Source organism: Novipirellula galeiformis (genome assembly GCF_007860095.1).
Lineage (GTDB): Bacteria > Planctomycetota > Planctomycetia > Pirellulales > Pirellulaceae > Novipirellula > Novipirellula galeiformis.
Genome location: NZ_SJPT01000004.1, coordinates 122,707 through 142,887 on the forward strand (window position 1 = coordinate 122,707; position 20,181 = coordinate 142,887).

16 protein-coding genes are annotated in these 20,181 nt (G+C 55.7%); 10 read left to right on the forward strand and 6 right to left on the reverse strand.

Annotated features, from left to right (window positions below; all coding sequences use genetic code 11):
• Positions 1 to 153 precede the first annotated feature (153 nt).
• Positions 154 to 1,545 carry a neutral/alkaline non-lysosomal ceramidase N-terminal domain-containing protein gene (locus Pla52o_RS11410; RefSeq protein WP_146594760.1) on the forward strand — a complete coding sequence of 464 codons (1,392 nt, stop codon included), beginning with the start codon at positions 154 to 156 and terminating at the stop codon, positions 1,543 to 1,545.
• A 323-nt stretch (positions 1,546 to 1,868) separates the two neighbouring features.
• On the opposite strand, the gene Pla52o_RS11415 is transcribed toward Pla52o_RS11410, so the two are convergent.
• Complete coding sequence (locus Pla52o_RS11415; RefSeq protein ID WP_197169183.1) at positions 1,869 to 2,495, reverse strand: HdeD family acid-resistance protein; 627 nt, start codon at positions 2,493 to 2,495, stop codon at positions 1,869 to 1,871.
• A gap of 817 nt (positions 2,496 to 3,312) precedes the next feature.
• Between Pla52o_RS11415 and Pla52o_RS11420 the strand changes: the two genes are divergently transcribed.
• Entirely contained in the window at positions 3,313 to 3,831 is a 519-nt protein-coding gene (locus Pla52o_RS11420; protein ID WP_197169184.1) for a TM7S3/TM198-like domain-containing protein, read from the forward strand.
• A gap of 213 nt (positions 3,832 to 4,044) precedes the next feature.
• Here the strand turns inward: Pla52o_RS11420 and Pla52o_RS11425 are convergent, their stop codons facing one another.
• From Pla52o_RS11425 to Pla52o_RS11435, 3 genes are all read right to left on the reverse strand, one after another.
• Positions 4,045 to 4,512, reverse strand: a complete 468-nt coding sequence (locus tag Pla52o_RS11425; protein WP_146594763.1) for a hypothetical protein — start codon at positions 4,510 to 4,512, stop codon at positions 4,045 to 4,047.
• 1,123 nt (positions 4,513 to 5,635) lie between these two features.
• A complete protein-coding gene (locus Pla52o_RS11430; RefSeq protein WP_146594764.1) occupies positions 5,636 to 6,151 on the reverse strand; it encodes a hypothetical protein in 516 nt (171 codons plus the stop codon).
• A gap of 670 nt (positions 6,152 to 6,821) precedes the next feature.
• A complete protein-coding gene (locus Pla52o_RS11435) occupies positions 6,822 to 7,337 on the reverse strand; it encodes a hypothetical protein (RefSeq protein ID WP_146594765.1) in 516 nt (171 codons plus the stop codon).
• 730 nt (positions 7,338 to 8,067) lie between these two features.
• On the opposite strand from Pla52o_RS11435, the gene Pla52o_RS11440 reads away from it, so the two are divergent.
• Both Pla52o_RS11440 and Pla52o_RS11445 read left to right on the forward strand, forming a co-directional pair.
• Positions 8,068 to 9,417, forward strand: a complete 1,350-nt coding sequence (locus tag Pla52o_RS11440) for a hypothetical protein (protein WP_231612267.1) — start codon at positions 8,068 to 8,070, stop codon at positions 9,415 to 9,417.
• Positions 9,418 to 9,945: 528 nt separating this feature from the next.
• Positions 9,946 to 11,286 (forward strand): Gfo/Idh/MocA family protein, encoded by a 1,341-nt coding sequence (locus Pla52o_RS11445; RefSeq protein ID WP_146594766.1) that lies wholly within the window; start codon positions 9,946 to 9,948, stop codon positions 11,284 to 11,286.
• A 174-nt stretch (positions 11,287 to 11,460) separates the two neighbouring features.
• Here the strand turns inward: Pla52o_RS11445 and Pla52o_RS11450 are convergent, their stop codons facing one another.
• Positions 11,461 to 11,643, reverse strand: coding sequence for a hypothetical protein (locus Pla52o_RS11450; RefSeq protein ID WP_146594767.1), 183 nt, complete (start codon positions 11,641 to 11,643; stop codon positions 11,461 to 11,463).
• Positions 11,644 to 11,813: 170 nt separating this feature from the next.
• Between Pla52o_RS11450 and Pla52o_RS11455 the strand changes: the two genes are divergently transcribed.
• The 3 genes from Pla52o_RS11455 to Pla52o_RS11465 all read left to right on the forward strand — a co-directional run bounded on the left by Pla52o_RS11455 (position 11,814) and on the right by Pla52o_RS11465 (position 15,425).
• Positions 11,814 to 11,990 carry a hypothetical protein gene (locus Pla52o_RS11455; protein WP_197169185.1) on the forward strand — a complete coding sequence of 59 codons (177 nt, stop codon included), beginning with the start codon at positions 11,814 to 11,816 and terminating at the stop codon, positions 11,988 to 11,990.
• 50 nt (positions 11,991 to 12,040) lie between these two features.
• Positions 12,041 to 13,300: a Gfo/Idh/MocA family protein gene (locus Pla52o_RS11460; RefSeq protein ID WP_197169186.1), complete on the forward strand. Its 1,260-nt coding sequence runs from the start codon at positions 12,041 to 12,043 to the stop codon at positions 13,298 to 13,300.
• An 892-nt stretch (positions 13,301 to 14,192) separates the two neighbouring features.
• Complete coding sequence (locus tag Pla52o_RS11465; protein ID WP_231612268.1) at positions 14,193 to 15,425, forward strand: Tm-1-like ATP-binding domain-containing protein; 1,233 nt, start codon at positions 14,193 to 14,195, stop codon at positions 15,423 to 15,425.
• Here Pla52o_RS11465 and Pla52o_RS11470 read toward each other — a convergent pair.
• Positions 15,422 to 17,188: a phosphoenolpyruvate hydrolase family protein gene (locus Pla52o_RS11470; protein WP_146594769.1), complete on the reverse strand. Its 1,767-nt coding sequence runs from the start codon at positions 17,186 to 17,188 to the stop codon at positions 15,422 to 15,424. The genes Pla52o_RS11465 and Pla52o_RS11470 overlap by 4 nt on opposite strands.
• A gap of 342 nt (positions 17,189 to 17,530) precedes the next feature.
• On the opposite strand from Pla52o_RS11470, the gene Pla52o_RS11475 reads away from it, so the two are divergent.
• The 3 genes from Pla52o_RS11475 (at position 17,531) to Pla52o_RS11485 (ending at position 19,940) form a co-directional block, all read left to right on the forward strand.
• The gene (locus Pla52o_RS11475) at positions 17,531 to 18,439 is read left to right on the forward strand and encodes a phosphoenolpyruvate hydrolase family protein (protein ID WP_146594770.1); all 909 of its coding nucleotides are present in this window, start codon (positions 17,531 to 17,533) and stop codon (positions 18,437 to 18,439) included.
• 95 nt (positions 18,440 to 18,534) lie between these two features.
• Positions 18,535 to 19,533: a DUF1559 family PulG-like putative transporter gene (locus Pla52o_RS11480; protein WP_449289960.1), complete on the forward strand. Its 999-nt coding sequence runs from the start codon at positions 18,535 to 18,537 to the stop codon at positions 19,531 to 19,533.
• On the forward strand, positions 19,530 to 19,940 hold the full coding sequence (locus Pla52o_RS11485) for a hypothetical protein (protein WP_146594772.1): 411 nt from the start codon (positions 19,530 to 19,532) through the stop codon (positions 19,938 to 19,940). The genes Pla52o_RS11480 and Pla52o_RS11485 overlap by 4 nt, the downstream gene beginning before the upstream one ends.
• Positions 19,941 to 20,181: the final 241 nt, after the last annotated feature.

Below are 20,181 nucleotides of genomic sequence, written 5' to 3' on the forward strand. Positions count from 1 at the left end.
AACGTCTCGCTGAAATCTGTTTATACTGTCGGGGAAACCAATCTCTTGCTGCGTTTCCCCCTCGCCTGATCCAAACTCGAGCGAGCTCGCCAAACGCGCCGTGAGATCAGGTCGAGTGCAGCAGTAACCAGAACCCAACCTTGGAATGAATTCATGCATAGACTTCTTTTTTTTGCGGCGGCGATTGCGGTATTGTTCAGTGGGAGCGAGTTTGTTGGCACGGCCAACTCCGGCGAACCCACTTGGAAGGTCGGCGCCGCGAAAATCACGATTACTCCTGACGAGCCTCTTTGGATGGCCGGCTATGGCGGTCGCAACAAGCCATCCGAAGGAAAATTGACGGACCTGTGGGCCAAGGCGCTGGTCCTAGAGGATGCCAACGGACAACGCGGCGTCGTGCTGACGTTGGACCTCGTCGGCATCGATCGCACGCTGAGCGAAACCGTTTGCAACTCATTACAAAAAGCGTACGGCCTGTCACGCGAACAAATTACAATCTGCTGTTCTCACACGCACACCGGCCCCGTCGTCGGACTCAACTTGGCCCCCTTGCACTACCTGGCCATTAGCCCGCCACAACAGCAAGCGGTTGACGCATGGGTCGAGAAACTGCAAACCAAAATGGTGACCGCCGTTGGCGAAGCGATCGATAAACTTGAACCCAGCCAATTGTCGTGGGGCAGTGGGACGGCAACCTTCGCGGTCAATCGTCGTGAAAATGTCCCGGAAGCCACCGTGCCACAATCGCGCGTCGCGGGAACCTTAAAAGGTCCGTCGGACCATGATGTCCCCGTCTTGGCCGCTCGCAACGCCGAAGGCAAATTGACCGCAGTCCTGTTCGGCTACGCTTGCCATGCGACCGTCTTGAGTTTCAATCAATGGTCGGGCGATTACCCTGGTTTCGCTCAAATGGCATTGGAAGAGAATCACCCCGATTGTGTGGCTCTCTTCTTTGCCGGTTGTGGCGCGGACCAGAACCCACTGCCACGCCGAACGGTTGAATTGGCACAGCACTATGGCCAACGGCTTGCGAACGCAGTCGATGCCGTTCTACTGACCTCCCAGATGCAGCCGGTTGCGGGAACGTTAACCACGGCACTGAAGGAAATCGACCTGCCCTTGGCCGAGTTACCCAACCGTGAAGAAATCCAACGCAACGCGGAATCGTCCAATAAGTACGAGGTTTCACGAGCGAAGATGCTGTTGAAGCAAATCGATGGTGGAACACCACTCAGTCCGACGTACCCTTATCCCGTCGGCGTGTGGTCGATTGGCGATGCGGTCCAATTCGTTTCGCTGGGCGGCGAAGTGGTCGTCGACTACGCCAATCGACTGAAGTTCGAGCTGGGCGGCACACAAACCTGGGTCGCTGGGTACGCCAATGACGTGATGGCCTACATCCCTTCGCGGCGCGTTCTTGCCGAAGGGGGCTACGAGGGGGGCGGATCGATGGTCTACTACGGTCTGCCCGCTCATTGGGCGCCGGAAATCGAAAACAACATCGTTAACGAAGTGCATCGGCAAGTCAAAGCGGCTAAGAACTGAGCGAACGACTCGGTCTCTGCGACCTATCCACGTGTGATCCACGCGAAAAGTGCCATTCTCAACGCCACCCTAGCGGTGGCGTTTTTTTTTTGCAGCGCGGAGCGAAACCCGTGCGTGGCGCAACGGCGATAGAGCCGATCTCTAGAGCAGATTAATCATTGAATTGAGATGTAGGGCTGGTTCCCAGCGGCCAACCACAAGCTCGCCAATCACAAGCCGGCCGGTGAGAATCAGCCCTACAATCTATCTAAAATGCTCTAGAGAAACCGAGCCCAAGGGATCCCATGAACAAAATGCACCTTTGGCGTTACGACACACTCGCCTTAAAGCAGACGATCATGTTCGGCTGGTAAGGACCGGATCGTTAGCGACAGCATCAACCAGTGGATGCCGCTGAAGATCAAATCGAGCCCAAGCATCAAACCGATCAACCACAGCGAGGCTTCGGGGAAATGGCGAATGACGACCACTCCGAACAACACCGAAACCAACCCGCTTAACAACATCCACCCCCATTGCGAAAAACGATAATTCAGAGCCGCAATGACGCGAAACGCCCCACCCACGATGGCAAACGAGGCGACCAACAAAGTCAACGCCGCCGCGCTGTTAAGCGGGGACTCCGCCATCATCAAACCGATCACGGTATAGAAAATCCCCATCAACAATTGCACCAAAAACGCACTCCACTTCCCGGTGATGAACGAAGTGATGATGGTCGCCAATCCCGCAAACAGCAGTACGATGCCTAGCGCCATCACGACACCTAGCGTCGAGAACATGGGAAACGTCACCGCAAGCAAACCACAAAGGATCAAGACGATTCCCAGCAAAAACAGTAGGTACCACGTCGTACGTAGGTGCTGCAGTTCGTGAACGATTAATTCTCCAATCTCGTTTGTGCCTCGGCTTGAATGTGACGTCGTGGGTGTGGAAGTGGACTCATTCATGGTATTGGTGCTTTGCAGACAAAAAGGGTGAAACGGGAAAAAACTCAGCTCATGGTGATCCCTCGGTGCCCGACCGTCGTCCCTGCAATTACTCGCCGGTAGTCGGCAACGCACTTGTCGTTTTTGCGATACGAAAAATGCTCTCTCGTAGTCGCGTTGCCTTCGAAACGAGAACCTGCAAATCACAATACTCGGGGGCAGTAGAAACTCGGGCCCACGTGAACTTTGGCCAACGTGAACTCGGGCCATGTCCATGCCCTGGGCTGCTGTCTTTGAAGTTGCCCGTTCATCATGGCCCGAAGCGTAAGCTCCTCATTGCGAGAAGCTTAACAGAGTGAATCTCGCTCTTGACTCAGCCCCTCCCTGACGCTTCGGGTTATGATTTGCTTAAACACGTGACAGCAACGCAACTTCAAAGAATGACGTTCTATTTTGGAAGCAACGCTCGTACCAAACGCGTCGATTGCTTCAACTAGCTCATTTTTGCGTCGCTAAGCCAGTTCGCATTCGCCATGGTTCCCGCGTTAGGTCGATACAACCGTCGCAACGCCTAATCAAGCGAAAGCGGATCACCTCGAATGACTCTCGCCTCCCCTTTCACCGCGAGCGATGCTGGTCACAAATCGGGCGTGTTTTGATTACATGTGACAAAATGGACCATCACGATCATCGCGTCCCTAGGACCGCCTGAACTCCTTAGGAATGATCCGCTCCGGCCAGCAATGTTTGTAGACGCGGAATTTGCCTTCGTAACGCCAGTTGCCCAGCTCGACTCGCGGTTCCTGCACCGATCCAACCCAATATGAGAGTCAATCACATGCCCGCCATCCATATCCTGTTCGGAACAGTGTTACTGTTTTGGGGTCGCAGACTGTATTGGTTATTTGTGGCGATTGCAGGATTTCTCGTCGGAGCCCAATTGAGCGCTGCGATGTTATCGGAGCAAACCGAAATCATACGGGTCTTGGCGGCGGTTGCGACCGGGATTTTGGGAGCGTTGTTAGCCATGTTGGCGCAACGAGTCGGATTCGCGTTGGCAGGACTCTACGCCGGCGGCTACCTCGCACTGAGCCTAGCGGCGGCGACGGGTAGCTTGGACAACCCCTTGCTTTGGTTTGGTATCGGCGGTTTGATTGGCGCGATCCTCGCTGCGGCATTGATGGACTGGGCCGTGATCATCTTGTCCAGCCTGGTAGGTGCAGGAGCGATCATCACGGCATTAGGCCTATCACCCACCGTATCCGCAGCTGCGTTCATCGCCCTGGCGGCGATCGGAATCTGGCTGCAAGGTAAACGGCTACGCCCGCCTTCAAACGCGCCAACATCGCCCTCGTAGCAACCGTTGCAGTACGGCTATTGCAACGCGAATCCGAAGCAAATCGGCAACCTTCTTTTCTGCAAATTAGCCGTATTGGCGTTAGCCACGGTTCCCAAATTTAACTGACGCAAACGCCTGATTGCGACGGCACCAAAGATAACGTCAGACAGCACCGTCGATCGAGATCTTCAAACGGACAACAATCTCACCAATCGTAGCGAGATCACGGGCTTATCGCATGCGTCGACGCTTCGGTGAATGTGGTGCTTCCGACTCCGTTTCAATTTCTCGATTCGCAATCGCCGAGGATTGCCCAATGATGATGCCAATGACGATCAGCATGGCAAACACAATCACGCTGCAGATGACGTTAGGCACTGCCCACTGCAGCGCCGTAGTGAACGTGCGAAACAGGAAGTACGTTACCAGTGTATGCACCAACCCTAGAGCACAGGAGAGAACAAAGACAGTGGACGAAGGCGACAAGCCAAGTCGAAAGGTCCAAGGCAAGGGGCGGTCACCGATGTCTGGCGTATTTTCGTAATGCGGAATCATCCAGAAGTGCTCGGGAATCATAATCAGGCTCCACATCACGGCGTTAAAACCAAGGCTTGGAATCGCACCGTCCACGGCCAATGATGTCACGCCCGCAGTCGTGATGATGGAGACGATGTATAGAAAAACGGCAACGTAAGCCATGGTAAAGCCAATGCAGTGGTCGCAAGCGACGCGGGATAACCAAATGCGATCGCTCCGACTTCTTAATCGTCGGATCGACCGTGCGCTCAAACGTGACCGCTTTGGGTCTTGTTGATTTAAATCGAACGCCAATCAACACCCGCAAAGATTCTACCCGCGAAATTTGGTACCGGCCACCCAATCGGATAACCGCAGCACAACAACCCTGACGGACGCCAATTCGTGGCTGGCTTCCCACACCATGCCTCACAACGAAACTCGGTTGGATCCATTCGTTACCGGGGTTACCAAACTCAGGCTTCACGGACTGCGTCGTCGCACTCAAAAGGGTCGGGCGGCATGGACTTGGCAGCGAAGCAACCGGATCGTTGATCGCTACTGACCGCAGCCGAAGATTCTGCACCCTATCCAAAAGATCGTTTTTACGCTGAACGGTCATCAGCATCCGGATAAAACAATCCTTCGCGTACGGATCGGTGCGGAGGCTGCGCCAGCGACGGCCATCCCTACCGCGATCCCCGCCGCAGCCTCATCCTGTTACCCGGAGCACGATTAATCCGAACGGAACCTTCCGAGCACGAGTCGCATGTAAATCCTCGGCTGCCGGTGGCAGTTGGGCACCCCGTCGGCGGATCAGCCGGACCGGGACTTTGGCGAAGCTCCCGTTCAGTGAGCGTTCGAAGAATTCGGGATCGGGTGCGGTGGAGGTAGCAACCGCTAGCAGGGCCAGACCGAAACCAAGCCGCACCAACTCGCGCTGCGTCGCTGCGAAGACGGCGGTTGCTTGCGCCACGATCTTCGTACATGTGGTCACCTGCTCAAGCAGACTCTCCATGTCGACCCGCCGAACCCTTTACCCGGTGCGTTGACGGGGTCACCAATGACTCACGCTTTGGTGAAACCTTGGTTTGCATTTGGAAAAACTCTTTTGATCAAGAGGGGACGTTGGGTGCTGAAGTGATCGGCACTCAGGCGGTCTTCACCTTCCCATCACGAAAACGCCACTGTCGGCACCCTGCCCTGCGTCGCCGCTGGCTGAAGCGAGACTTACGGCCCTCACCACGCGACCAAACACCCCTCATTACAAATTCCACCCCGAGTGTCCCCCGATGCAAGCCAACCTTCACTTAAGTGTCGCTGCTTGAGTCCCACTGCCTGGGATGCGAGCGTAACGCCCGGCCCATCCACCAACACACACGGCGACCGGTGTCGGGAGCAGAAAGACACAGAACATCGCGACCATCGGTGCCTCGGTCCATTCCACCTCCAGAAAGAATTGCTTGTCGATCATCCAAATCAGCCAGAGCCCAAGGAAGTGTAATGGTAGGTAGCCCAGCCAGGTCACATAGGGAACCACCCCCAGGCAGACACCGAAAAGCGAGGCGTAAAACCCAACGCCGATCACGACAATGAAGAATTGCCCGTAGTTCGGCGGCGATTTGAAAGGTGGTGTCAGCAGAAGTTCGATCGCAGCGACAGCGAGCAAAAACCCGAAGGTTCCGACCAACGCGCCACCGAGGCACCCGCAAACGCTCGCTTGACCAGCAAGCTCCAGTCGAGTCTTGGGAATGCGAGCCGGCGCTGGGATCGACCCGCGGTCTGTGTCATCGCTTGGCGGAGCGAACGGGTTATCCGTCATACAATCTCAATCGGAGAATGCCCCGGCCCATGCCCCGGTTCAGCGGGGACCGATAGTTGACTTTCCATTGGAGAAAACACAGCAAACCGCCCTCCTGGGCATGACGTGGTGCTGGCCTTCGCGGAGTGAACAGAGTCGGCTATTCGCGTCCGGTCTCGTCGCCCATTAGCATACCACCGGATCATCGACCGCGCAACAACCGCCGCACGGCGTTTCGCCCACCGCTTTGAACCGCAACAAACAAAGACCGCCGAGTGGAGTTCGCCGAACAAGCTCAGCTGACGCTGCTTTTTCCTGTTCAGCTCGCTCGCAGCGATCGTTCCCGATACCGTTTCGACGATTGATGCTGCGAATCGATTGGTTCGACCGAAAATGCCGATTCGCCAATCGATCATGCCGATGATTTGCAGCGGCAAATCGGACTCGGCCACATGCAGTGTGAACCGCAAACATCGCGGTGCCCGATCCTGAGGAAGGAAATGGTACCGAAGCAAATCGTTCGAGCGGTCCGTCGATGTCGCCAACGCATCAGCGATGCACGCACCTCAAACGCCACGACTGGATCACGAAACTTATCCTCAGCCCGAACGAAACACGGTAACCAGGCCGCCGCCAATTGAACCATTGATTCCCCAACCCGCGTCGTCGGCCGCTATGGCTGACCGCATCACTATTTTGCTTGTTCTTTCAATTGCGATAACGCTTCGTGCCAAAAGTCGTTCTCTTCAACGGTTTCGGGGAAGAACAGCCCCACCATGAATTCTTCGAATGATGATTCGATCGGTTCCCAGTCTCCCCCTTTGAAGTAAAAGGTCGACACGCGATCGTTTATCTGATCCCAAATCAGCGGAGATCCTGAAGCATCGTTGCCAAGAATCAAATGTTGGCCACTCGTTAGCGGCGACGTTCCATCGGGATAGTAACCCGAAAGCTGTTCATGCCAGTATGCATTTTGCAGCGTTAGACGTTCTCTTTCGGGCAACTGAGGCGAGAGCCCAAACCAGTTAAAGTCGCCGAAAAAGCCGCCATCACATATCGCGAAAAGATCACGGATCGCTGGCGACGCTGGCAGATCTGACGGCCACGGCTCGTTGGCGGGTGGATTGGCATGGAATACCAGCAGAGGAAACGTATCGCAGTCGCCCATGGACACTAGTGATCGCAACCATTCCCGCCAGTCGTTCACGCGATGATTCCTGCTAAGTAGCGTTACCGGTCAACCGGCGGCGACAATTGCCCTTCCAACTCAAAACACCCAAATTCGCCGCTCGGGTGCATACGACTGGCCCGTCATTTTACGGAAGTTACCAACTCGGCCTCTCCCAATTGTGTTTGCCGTCCGTCAGCATACCAGCAAATCCTCGATCGCGTAACTCTTCGCTCCCTCTCTCCGCAGCATTCTGCGCTAACGGTGTTCTTGTTTCAACACAAAGGGCGCCGAGGCCCAAAAACGAAGGCAAAGATTCGGACGTCCGCCTAATATTTTCGCCAGACCGACAAACCATCATCGATGACAGTGCACCTGACTCAGACCAAACCGCTTGACCTGCATTCGAAGCCTCGGTGTGCATGGGGCAGTTACAAATCTTACTCGGCAGAATCAAATTTTTGATGCGGCGCCGTGTTAAACTCTGAGGTTCACAACGGAGTTCTCACTGAACGCCCCCGGGGGGCTCACTCGCTTACGCATTGAGTTACAATGGACGCGAGCGTGGCTCGGTTCAACTCGAAGTCGAATGCGACATCCCCCAATGCGACATCGCTTGCCATCAGGTTGCATGCGTCGCGGGGACGAGTGAGCAACCGCCAGGGGAATAAGACTCAGTGAGGCTCACCCCATCCAAAGTCTTGCTCCGATCTCCCGTCGCACTGTTTAACGTAATTTAGCGCATTAGAAAGATGAGAGGATTGACTCAATGAACACGGTCCACGGTCGTCATGCTTGGTTGCTCATGTCATTGGTCGGTATTGTCGGCCTATCAGGTTCTTCATCCGCGGATGAAACCACCCGAGAGCCGAGAACGGAGAGCTCTTCACCGGTCTGGCAGGAAAAGGCGGTTGAATATGCACAGATTATGTCGCGAGTTAAATGGACGCCTGTTGTCGAAGGCATGCCGAAGAGGGCAGGATTTTTCGAGAAAGGCACTGAGTACACCGGAATCCCGTATTCGAGCGTCAAGGCGGAAGGCCGTTACATCGGATTTGACATCTTCCTGAAAACATTCTTGGCCGCCGTCGAGAATCCTCAGAGCGTGCTGTATACCGAGAACCTGTCCGGTAAGGTAACCAATGCAGAGTGCTACTACGGAGCGGTGTGCTCCTCATATACCAGCTATGCGTTGCAATGCGGCAATTGGTATGTCAGCCGCCTTCATGGTCCGCCGTTTCGCGATGGCATCTCCTTGGTGGAACCGCAGTCGGCTCAATTCGCCAAGGCAGGAGACCTCATCTACACGCCACCTTCAACACCTTCGGGCGGGTCTCACATCGAACTCGTAACGGGCATCACCAAGAATCGCGATGGCAAAGTGACCCACGTCCGGGTTGAAGACAGTTGGCCTCAAACCACCAGAGAGATCAATCGCTCTGCTAATAAATTTAATTCTCATATCGCTGCACGTGGACGAGAGCTGTATCGAATCACTAACCTCGACGCTTGGCGTGAAAACAACAAAGCCGAGTCATTCTTGTTTCCAAACTACGATGACGATTCCGCGACGCCGGTCATCAACCGCGTCTTACTTCTCGACCGTGGGGATTGGGTTGCCTACCACAAAGGCCAGCCGGTTAAGTTCAACGTCATCGACAAAGACGCACTCGGCGTCAAGTCGCTTGTGATCAAGCGGGGAGACACGGTTGTTGAAGAAATCAACCATCCCGGCAAGGGTGTGATCGAGCGTTCGTTTGAGACGTGCGCCGATTACACGGCCCACTGCGTGATGCAAGACGGTTCACTGAGCGAGGCGTGTGAGTTTTCCGTTTGCGATCTCGATTTCAGCATGCCAGCCGAACAGGTTTCCAAGAGGAAACCGTGGGAGATAAAATTCAGTGCGGTCAACATGAAGGTCATTATTGTGTACCTGAAAAACGAAACAAACGGATATGATGAACATAATGTCTTCGTTTCCGAGCAAGACCAGCAGAATGGGAAAATTGTGATTCCCGCCGATCTGATTCAGGACGCAGGCAAGGTGCAGGTGTGGTTGATTGGCGAAAACAGGTATGGAAGGCTTAAAAAGCGACAAGATATTGTCGTAAACGATTGAGGACAGGCTCATCGTTTTGCCCCATCACCGCATGGCACGGGAGCGACGCGATGCGTGTTGTTCCCGGAGAATCAAATAGAGGCAAGCACAAAGTCGTTGTCACATTCGTTTTGCGTCGAAGTCTCAGGCTTGAACGAGGACTCCGGCGACGAGGACTCTGGCTACTTCGAGTCCCTTAGTGGCGAATCACTCCACTCGGTTCGGCCTTACCCACCGTGACAGCGCGTCGAACTTAGCTCGCCGGGCAATGTCTTGTCGGGCAATGTCTCGCCGCGAACGATCAAGACAATCATGTCAAGCAATCGGCAGCATCGCATGCACGCGGACCCTGAGAACTAAAAACCTGCCCCCGGCGAAGAGATCCCTCCCCAGCTCACAGCGGTGTCTCTGGGTCACAACTCGTTTGGCCCGGGGACTTTGCTTTCTTTAGCTCCCGCCCCCCTCTTTCTGGTTGCGGCGGCAACAGTCCCATTGTTAGCATGTTTACATCGCCAACAGCACCGCTGAATCATCCGCCGGAGAATTATTATGCCGCAACCGTCTCGCCGCACCTTCCTGCAGAGTAGTACCGCAGCCATTGCCACAACGCTGGCGACCACTTCCACGCACGGCGGCACCGCTCAGGCTAGCGAACGCGTTCGTGTCGGCATCATGGGTGCTGGTGGGCGAGCGTACTCATTGATCAGCACATTTTCTTCGAACCCCAATGTGGAAGTCGTGGCCATCGCGGATCTCGATCCGTCGCGCATCCCCAAAGGCCTGGCCACGGCTGAAAAGAACCAGGGTCGATCGATTCGCACCGAAAGTGATTTCCGACGATTGATCGACGATGATTCCATTGATGCTCTGGTCATCGGCACGCCTGATCACTGGCACGCGATCCCCACCATTCTGGCTTGTCAGGCCGGCAAAGATGTGTACGTCGAAAAGCCCGACAGTCATAACATCGTCGAGGGCATGACGATGGTGGCCGCGATGAAGAAGCACAACCGCATCGTGCAAATGGGATCTCAACATCGTTCTACCGAGCGACTGCAATCCGCCATTGAATTTGTCGAAACCGGAGCACTCGGGCGCTGCTTGGTCGCCAAAGCATGGGAGAGCAGCAAGCAGGGCAACATCGGTTTTCCGCCGGATGGAACGCCCCCGGCCGGAGTCGACTATGACATGTGGATGGGATCGGCTCCCAAACGTCCGTTCAATCGCAATCGCTTTCACGGAACTTGGCGCTGGTTATACGATTATGGCACAGGCGATCTGGGCAACGACGGCGTGCATCGACTCGACATGGCGGTCGCTCTGCTGAATGCCGCCTGTCGCGCTCAAAAGGAACGGCCTGTGGGACTTCCGACGTCAGTGTCGGCTCATGGCGGCAAGTGGTATTTCGATGATGCTCAGCAGTTCCCCGACACCATGCAGGTAACGTACGAATTTGCGGATGGCGACAATGGACGAAATTCAAAAATGCTGACGTACGAAATGCGAGTCTGGGTGCCGTATCATTATCTGGGACAATCCGAAGGGGCCATGGTGTTTGGCGACCAGGGTTCGATCACGATTGGAAACCGCAGTTGGGTGGCTCATGGTCGTGGTGGCAAAGTGCTGGCCGAAGGCACCGGCGACAGCCACGAGAAGCCGCACGTACAAAATTTCATCGACTGTATCAAATCACGCGAAAAACCATACTGCGATCTGGAAACCGTCGGGCATCCTGCGTCGGTACTGTGCCATGCGGGAAATATCGCCGCACGTGTCGGACGGACTCTGCAAATGGACGCCACAACCGAAACGTTCGTCAACGACGATGAAGCGAATGCTTTGCGAACACGTCCCGAATATCGCGAACCGTGGACGCTACCGACCGTTTGATGCCACTAACGTAAGTGAACCGATGAAAACCTATCGCGTCGTGATCATCGGAGGTCCAGGTCGAGGCGCCGATGGCCACGATCTCGATCGTCACCTTCACTAAACGCCCCGACGTCCAAGTCGTCGTAAGCCCTACCGCGTCATTGATGCCGAGGGCATTGTTCAAATTCGAGTTTAGGATTGCAGGGGGTGGAGTTCAGGGTACACGTTGTTGGGTTTGCAGCGGTCGTCGTCGTCTCGCATTTGCCTATCGACCGAGCGCTGTTGGACACTGGCATCGTGTGCCCACGTCGTTGTTTCACTTTGTAGCGTTTCGACGTCTCCGCTGCGCCGACCTGTGACGCACGGTTGTGTCATGCTGCTTAGCTCGATCTCGGCAACATTAGCCCACTGCCGTGCTTGGCTGTGTAATAAAATTCCACGCAATGAGCTAATGCGAAATCGCGCGCACGTTCAATCGCGTCGTCGACCGCCCTGGTGGTTATGCTTCAAAAGGGAATTTCCTCTGGGCGATGGGAGGCATAGTGTTGAAGCCCAATGTTAACGCAAACGCACCCTTTGTTGCGGTGCCGGAGGAAAGTGACGCTGACACGAATGTCCGCAATTTCGGTTGTTTTCCTGATAACTTACAGGGTCTTGCCGATTCGATCGCACAGGGCAAGACCACCCCCGCAGCCATGGAACCCACCGGTACCTACTGGTAGCTTGGACGCATCATCGATCTCACACCTGAATCACCCGCCGGAGAATCCTTATGCTTCATCCGTCTCGTCGCACGTTCCTGCAGCGTACTTCCACAGCCGTTGCCACAACGCTGGCAAGCAACATCGCGACCACTGCCATCCACGGAGTCGCCGCTCAGCCCAGCCGACCGATGAAAACCTACCGAGCCGCGATCATCGGGGCCACAGGCCGAGGCGACTATGGGCATGGTCTCGATGTCGCGTTCACGAAAGTTCCCGGCATCAAAATCGTCGCCGTAGCCGATGCCAACGACGCCGGTCGCGCGGCGGCTCAAAAACGACTGTCGGCTCCACACGACTACGCCGATTACCACGAAATGCTGGCCAAAGAAAAACCGGACATTGTCGGCATCTGCCCGCGCTGGATTGACCAGCGTCACGAAATGCTAATGGCTGCGTCCGAAGCGGGCTGCCACGTGTATATGGAAAAACCGTTCTGCGCCACACTGGCTCAATGTGACGCAGTCGTGCAAGCGATGCAGACACGGCGTTTGAAACTTGGGATTGCTCATGTCAGTCAGTATTCCCCCGTGCTAGACGCATCGCTGGCCGCGATCAAAGCAGGCGCGATCGGTGACATATTGGAAATTCGCGGACGTGGAAAAGAAGACCATCGTGGCGGCGGTGAAGACCTCTGGGTGTTGGGGTCGCATCTCTTCGGTCTGATGAACAGCCTGGCTAGAAACACTGCCGTGTCCTGTTCGGCGGTGGTCACAACGAAGGACCACGCCGTGACAAAAGCGGATACCGTCGAAGGCAAAGAGGGCGTGGGTCTGTTGGCGGGTGACAACGTGCAGGCGCGTTTTCAGTATCCCGGAGGAGTCTACGGCCACTTCGCGTCTCGCCAAGGCATGGGCACGCAACCATCGCGATTTGGGTTACAGGTATTCGGTTCGCGCGGCATTCTAGAAATGTACAGCGGCTATCTGAAACCGGCTTACGTTCTGCGAGACGGAAGCTGGTCACCTGCTCGCACGGGCAAGTCTTGGGAAACGATTACGTCCGCGGGAATCGGTAAACCGGAACCTCGAACCGACGGCAACTACGAAGGCGGCCACATCGCCGCGATCAAGGATCTGATTCAGAGTATCGAAACCGAATCCAAAACTCGTTGTTCAGCGGAAGACGGTCGCAACATCATCGAAATGATTGCGGCCGTGTTTGAATCTCAACGCTTGGGCGGTCCCGTGGATCTACCGTTACAAACGCGTGTGAACCCGCTCTCGCTGTTAGGCTCTTCGCACCAATCAAAAGAGCCCGGCACCGAATGAGAAGCTTAGGAAATGGCAAGGGTGTTGGAAACACGCTTCGCAGCAGTCAGGCTAGGCTGTCGGATTTGGATCAGGGAATTGGATCAGGGAAGCTGAGTGTGGCTGAGATTTACACTCCGTCGCTGCGTCCCGGAACGCGAGCCGTTCTTGATGAACGTAATTCCACTTGCCCAATCCGACGACGAACCTAAACGGCAAGAGACAGCACGCCGCCTGATCTCCAAAACTTCCGCCGACAACAACCGTAGATCCCGTTCAGCGGCGTTCGAGAACAGCAATTTTCAGTGCAGGTCGTTTGGAATATCGGCATACTCGCCATCCACGGTGCCGTCTCCTTGAAAAAGAGATGTTCTCAAACACCCTTTCAACGGAACTTCACTGTGATTTCAAACTCATGTTGACGTTTTAGGTGCTGATCGCAAACCACTGGCATTTACCATCGCTACCGGTTGAACCAGATACAAGCGATTGCCACACCAGGTTCAATTGCGCCGCTTACCTACGCGCCATTCAGCTCCCATCCTCTTTTCACTCCCAAGCTCATTCACTCACTCGGCGAGTGTCTCTCCAACGATTTGAACCTCGGCGTCATACCTGTTAGCTGTGCAATGAAGTCAACAAAAATGCTTGAATGTGGATTCAGAACCGCTAGGCTGTGGTTCCCCTCAATCGTGTGGACTCCGAATGCAACCACTAGTGTTTCTTGTCTAGTTGGGTGCAATCGTCTGTTTGGATACCTGGTTTCACAGCTTCGATTCATCCAAACATTGCGTTGCAGCGAATTAACGCATTGCAGCGAATTAACGGACTTGTGGTGGGGGCCTGCCAGCTGATTCATTCTTATTTGTTTGATTTGAACGCAATTTCATGTTGCCATTTTATGGAGCCGATCATGACTGCTGCTGTCTATGCTGTTGGAACGATGGACACGAAAGGAGAGGAGTTGGCTTACGTCAAAGAGTGCCTGCGGTCGGTTGGCATCGAAGTGAAAATGGTCGATGTGGGGACGCAGTTGTCGCCGACGATTACGCCAGACATCACGCGTGACGAGGTCACCGCGGAGTCGGGATTGGTTTCTCAACACAGCGATCGCGGGCAAGCGGTTGCGGCAATGGGCTTTGCGTTACAAGAGTTTCTGGCGACTCAATGCGCTGCCGGGCGAGTCAGTGGTGTCATTGGCATTGGAGGCAGCGGAGGGACCTCGATTGTCACCAGGGCGATGCGTGCCTTGCCGATCGGGCTACCGAAGGTGATGGTTTCGACGGTGGCCAGCGGCAACACGGCACCTTACGTCGATTGCAGCGACATCACGATGATGTATTCGGTCGTCGATGTGGCCGGATTGAATGTGGTTTCGCGAAAAATCTTGGCCAATGCAGCGCATGCCATCTCCGGGATGGTTCAATCCGCTACGACAAGCTTCGACGCGGGCCCGACCGTAGGGATGACGATGTTTGGAGTGACGACGCCCTGCGTGACCGATGTGAGGCAGCGGATGGAGCAGTGCGGGGTCGATTGTCTCGTGTTTCACGCGACGGGTACGGGCGGGCGGGCAATGGAGCGGCTAGTCGAAAACGGCATGATTCAAGGCGTTCTAGACGTGACCACCACCGAGGTCGCCGATGAAGTGGTCGGCGGCGTGTTTGCGGCGGGTCCCAAACGCTTCGATGCGATCATCGAAAAACGTATCCCGTACGTCGTCAGCCTGGGGGCGCTCGATATGGTGAACTTCGGTTCCCAGGAGACCGTGCCGACTCAGTTCCGAGACCGTCGGCTGCACGTTCACAACGAACAGGTCACATTGATGCGGACGACCGTAGAGGAGAATCGGAAAATCGCCCGCTGGATGGCCGCAAAGTTCATTCACGCCACGGCGCCGTTGATCCTGGCAATCCCCGAGCAGGGATTGTCGATGCTGGATTCGCCGGGACAACCGTTCTACGATCCGCAAGCCGATGCGGCCTTATTCGAAGAATTGGAAACCCGCCTGGAACCGAATCCGAATTGTCGTATCGTGCGTTTGCCGCACCACATCAACGACACCCGGTTTTGTGAACAATTGGTTGAGCTTTATGCGGGTCTCGGAGCCGAGTCAGAAGCTGCAGCTGCCAGCGGAGTGTTCTAGGGCGTCGGCGGTGCGGAGGACTTGCTACTGCGGTCCAACCAACGGTAGAGCGTCTTGCGGGTCACGTTGAGCGCCGCTGCGGCCCGCGTCACGTTCCCGTCGGCATCTCGGAGTGCACGTTGGGCTTGCTCCTGTTTTGATGGGAGCGGACCGTCCGCGTCGTCCGCTGTCGAACGTAGATGTGGATGGGGTTCAAAGGACCATCCCTCCAGATGCGTTCCGTCTTCGAGAATCGCACAACGATTGAGCACATGTTCCAATTCGCGAACGTTGCCCGGCCAGGAATGTTGACGCAGCTTCTTTTCGAATCGAGACGAGATGCCCGCGATCGGCCGATTGAGTTGGGTTCGCAGAATTGCCAAAAAGGCCTCGACCAGCAACGGAATATCATCCAGGCGTTCGCGGAGTGCAGGCAGCCGAACCGTAATTGTACTCAGCCGATAGTACAGATCGGCGCGAAAGTCCCCTGCGTCGACCATCGCGGAGAGCGGGCGGTTCGATGCGGTGACGATCCGCACGTCCACGGGGATGGTCGTATCGCCCCCGACGCGGACCACCTCGTTCTGCTGAAGCACACGCAACAACGCCACCTGCCCTTGCGGGCTGAGGTCGGCGATCTCGTCGAGAAAGAGCACGCCACCATGTGCCAGCTCGAACTTCCCCGGACGCTGCCGCTCCGCTCCGGTGAACGCGCCACGCTCGTGCCCGAACAACTCGCTTTCCAACAACGTCGAGGGAATCGCACCGCAATTGAGTGTGACCAACGGATGGTTGGCCCGCGAACTCAGTCGGTGCAGCATTCCGGCGACCAGTTCTTTGCCGGTTCCTGTTTCACCTTCGACACAGACGGTAACGTCCTGGTGCCCCACGCGATTGATGATGTCGAACACCTGACGCATCGCGGGACTTTGCCCCACCATGCCACCAAATGTTTTCGCACCCCCGGCGCGGGCGCTCGAAGCAACACCTTTGAACCGGCGCAGCGTGGTATTGACGATGTCTTGTACTGGCAACCGTTCAAAGACCGATCCACCCGCAAAGCCGTGGATCGAGCAGTGGCGGAAAACTTCGCTCAATTCCGTTGGCGCAGTGATCGGACCACCAAATGCAACCCTGACACATTCGGGACGGGTATCCGCGGCTGCCGAGAGCTTGTTGAGCTCCGAAATCGCTCGATGAACGTCATCCCGCTTGGCACGGAAATCGTCGCTGGATCGCGTTAAACCGACGTCAAGAATCAAACCGTCCACGCCGGCGGCCACGAAGCGTTGGACCTCTTGGACCGAAAGAGAAAACCCAAAGGTGACGAACCCCATCTCGCGGGCAATACCCAGCATCTCCGCCTCCGCCTCGACACCGAGGCCCTCGCGCTCCAGTTGGTCGCGAAATTCGCCGTCGATGAAACCAATCGCGGGCCAATTCACGACGCCGATCACGCCTAGATCCTGTAGTTCTCGCAAACGGTCGCGAATCGGACGAGTCGGATCGACGCCAAATACTCCCGCAATGATCGGAAGATCGCCCGAGCGAGGCAACATCTGCCCTTTCAGCAGCTCCACCGTCTGATCGTTAGCATTGCCATAGGGTAGGAAGGCCGCGAGCGTTCCCGTCCCCATCGAGCGGTAGATCCCCGCATTGAGCACCATCAGCGCATCGGCCTCCGATTCCACAGCACACCGTGCAATCAATCCCGACCCAGGCACAACCATCAAGAGCGGTGCGCCGGTTCGTGATTCTTCAAGCCTGCTTCGAAAGTCGGACATCAAACACCTCGACCGCGAACTGGATACATGGTGGTTACATTACACACTCAAGTATCCAACCAGAAGTCCACCGAAGAGGTGTTTTGTTTTTTTTCGATGAATCGCGTTCGTTTTTACGGACGAAACAAGCACCGTGCGACTTCTGCTCGCAAATGGTACAGCTCTTGCTACACCCTTGGATCGACAGAGTTTTTGTTTCTCTCTGTCTACAAACTCAGGGATGTCAGCGGAGAAACCTTCGTCACTGATTCCCTTTTGAGAGTCGCTCCGACCTGACTGCGGGCGGGTCAGCTAAGCCCATTTTTTCATTTACACCTCTCGTCTATCTGGAAACTCACACTCATGATGACATACACAAGAAAGACCGTTCTCGCCCGCATGCGAAACAAAATTGCCGCCGGCCAAGCAATCATCGGCAGCGGAGCTGGCACCGGGATCTCGGCCAAATGCGCAGAAGCCGGCGGGGCCGACCTGATCGTGATCTACAACTCCGGGCGTTTCCGAATGGCCGGACGTGGCTCGCTGGCCGGTCTGCTCCCGTTCGGCAACGCCAATCAAATCGTTAAGGAGATGGCCTGCGAGGTGCTAACGATTGTTCAGCAGACGCCGGTTCTCGCGGGCGTTTGCGGAACCGATCCGTTTCTGTTGCGAGATCCGTTTTTGAAAGAGCTTCGCGAGATGGGGTTCGCGGGGATCCAAAACTTTCCCACCGTCGGGTTGATCGATGGTGTGTTTCGCGAAAACCTCGAAGAGACAGGCATGAGCTTCAGTTTGGAGGTGGATTTGATCGCCGCCGCCAACGAACAGGACATGTTGACAACGCCCTATGCGTTTGACGCTCAGCAAGCGCGCCATTTGACGGAGGCGGGGGCCGATATTGTTGTCGCTCATATGGGGCTGACCACCAATGGCACGATCGGAGCCAGGACCGCGAAAACCCTCGATTCGTGTGTGCCTCTGGTGCGAGAGATTGCCGCGGCATGTCGATCGGTTCGCGATGATGTCATCGTGCTTTGTCATGGAGGTCCAATTGCAACTCCCGAAGACGCTCAGTACGTGTTGGACCGAATTCCCGAAATACACGGATTCTATGGCGCCAGTTCGATGGAGCGATTGCCGTCGGAAACCGCCATCACGGAAATGATCGAGCGATTCTCGCAACTGCAACTTAGCAGCCAAAGTGAATCGTTCACTAGCGGCAAGCCGAGGCATCGCATTGCGAACGGCAAGCACCCCGCGAGTTTCGGCTAATCCGCTCGCCCCAAGCCCCACGATAATTTGCGATCGCCGCTAGTGTCGATCGCACGCTATTTTTTCTGTTCTGTTAACATAGAGGGAGATCAATGATGTGTCGCTTACGCCCTAGAAAAAGAGGGTTCACGCTCGTCGAGCTATTGGTTGTGATCGCGATTATTGGAGTCCTGGTCGGTTTGTTACTGCCCGCGGTGCAATCGGCACGCGAGGCCGCCCGGCGAATGAGTTGCATGAACAATATGAAGCAACTTGGCTTGGCGCTGCACAACTACCACGATACGCATCGTAAGTTCCCCATGGGCTGGGCACACCACATCGAAGACAGGTTGACCGGAACCGGCCGAGGCAACTGCTTCACGACGAATCACGGAGCGGGTGACCGGATTGGTCGCAGTCCGTGGACAGCAATGATTCTGCCGTTCCTGGAACAGGGCGCCCTCTATGAAAAGTTCGACTCAAACTATGCGATCAACTGGGCCTTGCACTCGAGTTGGGCTGGCGGACGCGAGAACGAAGCGGTCTGGTTGACGTCGGTCGATGCATTTAAATGCCCCTCGGACCCACGGAATTCCGAGCAAGACAACTTGCTGAACTACCTAGGAGTCTCCGGCGGTGTCGAGTACACGTGTTGGAACCTCGGCGATCTGGACAGCGTGGGTGTCCGTGGTCTGGATAACGACGGCGTGCTGTATCTCGGTTCGAAAACCAATATCGGGCACGTCCTCGACGGAACCTCCAATACGTTTCTGTTAGGAGAGACCAAATACCCACGTTCCCGAGGCCAAGATCCAGGCCAAGACAACTATCTAGGTTGGGGCTCCGCTGGGATGGCTTGGAACTCGGTGCCGCAGACCGCGATCTGTGCCACCGCCCGCGACCAGATCAACACCTTCTATCCTTCGATGGCGCCGGGTCAAACGCCATCACACGCCCACATGCAACGTGTGTTTGGCAGTTACCATCCCGGAGGATGTCTGTTTACGATGGTCGACGGATCGGTCAGTTTCCGGTCGGAAAACATGGACATCACTCTGTATCAAACGACGGGAACGCGAGCGGACGGGTTGCCAGTTGGAGGTGCCTCAGAATGATACGACTAGAAAGAATCATGCCAGCTCAGGCGGTTGCATTGGCCTTGCTGGGGCTGACCTGTTTGGGCTGCGGTGGCAACAGCGGTCCTGAGCGTGCCGATGTGTCCGGGTATGTAACCTTCCAAGGCGAACCCGTACCGGTGGGCACGATCGAGTACAGGCCGAATTCCGAAAAAGGAACCAGCGGCCCGCAGGTGTTCCTCGTGATTAAAGATGGCTATTACGATTCCGACGGTAAGGGGCCAGTCTTTGGCCATCACACCGTGAAGGTATCGGGCTACACCGGCGTCGAAATCCCCTTTGTACCGGAAGGAGAACGGCTGTTCCCTGTCCATAAGGATGAAGTGGAAATCACCGAGGACAGCTACACCATCAACTACGAATTCCCGCTCCCTAACCAAGGGTAGTCGTGAACCCGATGTTGACTTTGCGATCAGGGTAGAACTCCGCCCTCCGCCCTGATCCTTTGGATAACCTGAACATTGTAAATCAACCGCGGAACGATCGCTCACGGTTCCCAGCGAAACCGGACGCTAATGCGGTGCGGCGGATACCTCAAAGTCAAACACGCATTTGCCCTGACACTCTTGAATTACAAAATTGGCGTACGCCAACGGTTCGATTTAACATGTCTTAACGCGATGCGTC

Bases quoted from the DNA above. Each gene is read 5' to 3' on its own strand.
- Pla52o_RS11430 (WP_146594764.1), bottom strand. From the start codon at position 6,151: ATGACGGATAACCCGTTCGCTCCGCCAAGCGATGACACAGACCGCGGG.
- Pla52o_RS11410 (WP_146594760.1), top strand. From the start codon at position 154: ATGCATAGACTTCTTTTTTTTGCGGCGGCGATTGCGGTATTGTTCAGT.
- Pla52o_RS11470 (WP_146594769.1), bottom strand. From the start codon at position 17,188: ATGTCCGACTTTCGAAGCAGGCTTGAAGAATCACGAACCGGCGCACCG.
- Pla52o_RS11480 (WP_449289960.1), top strand. From the start codon at position 18,535: ATGTGTCGCTTACGCCCTAGAAAAAGAGGGTTCACGCTCGTCGAGCTA.
- Pla52o_RS11460 (WP_197169186.1), top strand. From the start codon at position 12,041: ATGCTTCATCCGTCTCGTCGCACGTTCCTGCAGCGTACTTCCACAGCC.
- Pla52o_RS11420 (WP_197169184.1), top strand. From the start codon at position 3,313: ATGCCCGCCATCCATATCCTGTTCGGAACAGTGTTACTGTTTTGGGGT.
- Pla52o_RS11425 (WP_146594763.1), bottom strand. From the start codon at position 4,512: ATGGCTTACGTTGCCGTTTTTCTATACATCGTCTCCATCATCACGACT.
- Pla52o_RS11475 (WP_146594770.1), top strand. From the start codon at position 17,531: ATGATGACATACACAAGAAAGACCGTTCTCGCCCGCATGCGAAACAAA.
- Pla52o_RS11465 (WP_231612268.1), top strand. From the start codon at position 14,193: ATGACTGCTGCTGTCTATGCTGTTGGAACGATGGACACGAAAGGAGAG.
- Pla52o_RS11440 (WP_231612267.1), top strand. From the start codon at position 8,068: ATGAACACGGTCCACGGTCGTCATGCTTGGTTGCTCATGTCATTGGTC.
- Pla52o_RS11445 (WP_146594766.1), top strand. From the start codon at position 9,946: ATGCCGCAACCGTCTCGCCGCACCTTCCTGCAGAGTAGTACCGCAGCC.
- Pla52o_RS11415 (WP_197169183.1), bottom strand. From the start codon at position 2,495: ATGAATGAGTCCACTTCCACACCCACGACGTCACATTCAAGCCGAGGC.
- Pla52o_RS11485 (WP_146594772.1), top strand. From the start codon at position 19,530: ATGATACGACTAGAAAGAATCATGCCAGCTCAGGCGGTTGCATTGGCC.
- Pla52o_RS11450 (WP_146594767.1), bottom strand. From the start codon at position 11,643: ATGACACAACCGTGCGTCACAGGTCGGCGCAGCGGAGACGTCGAAACG.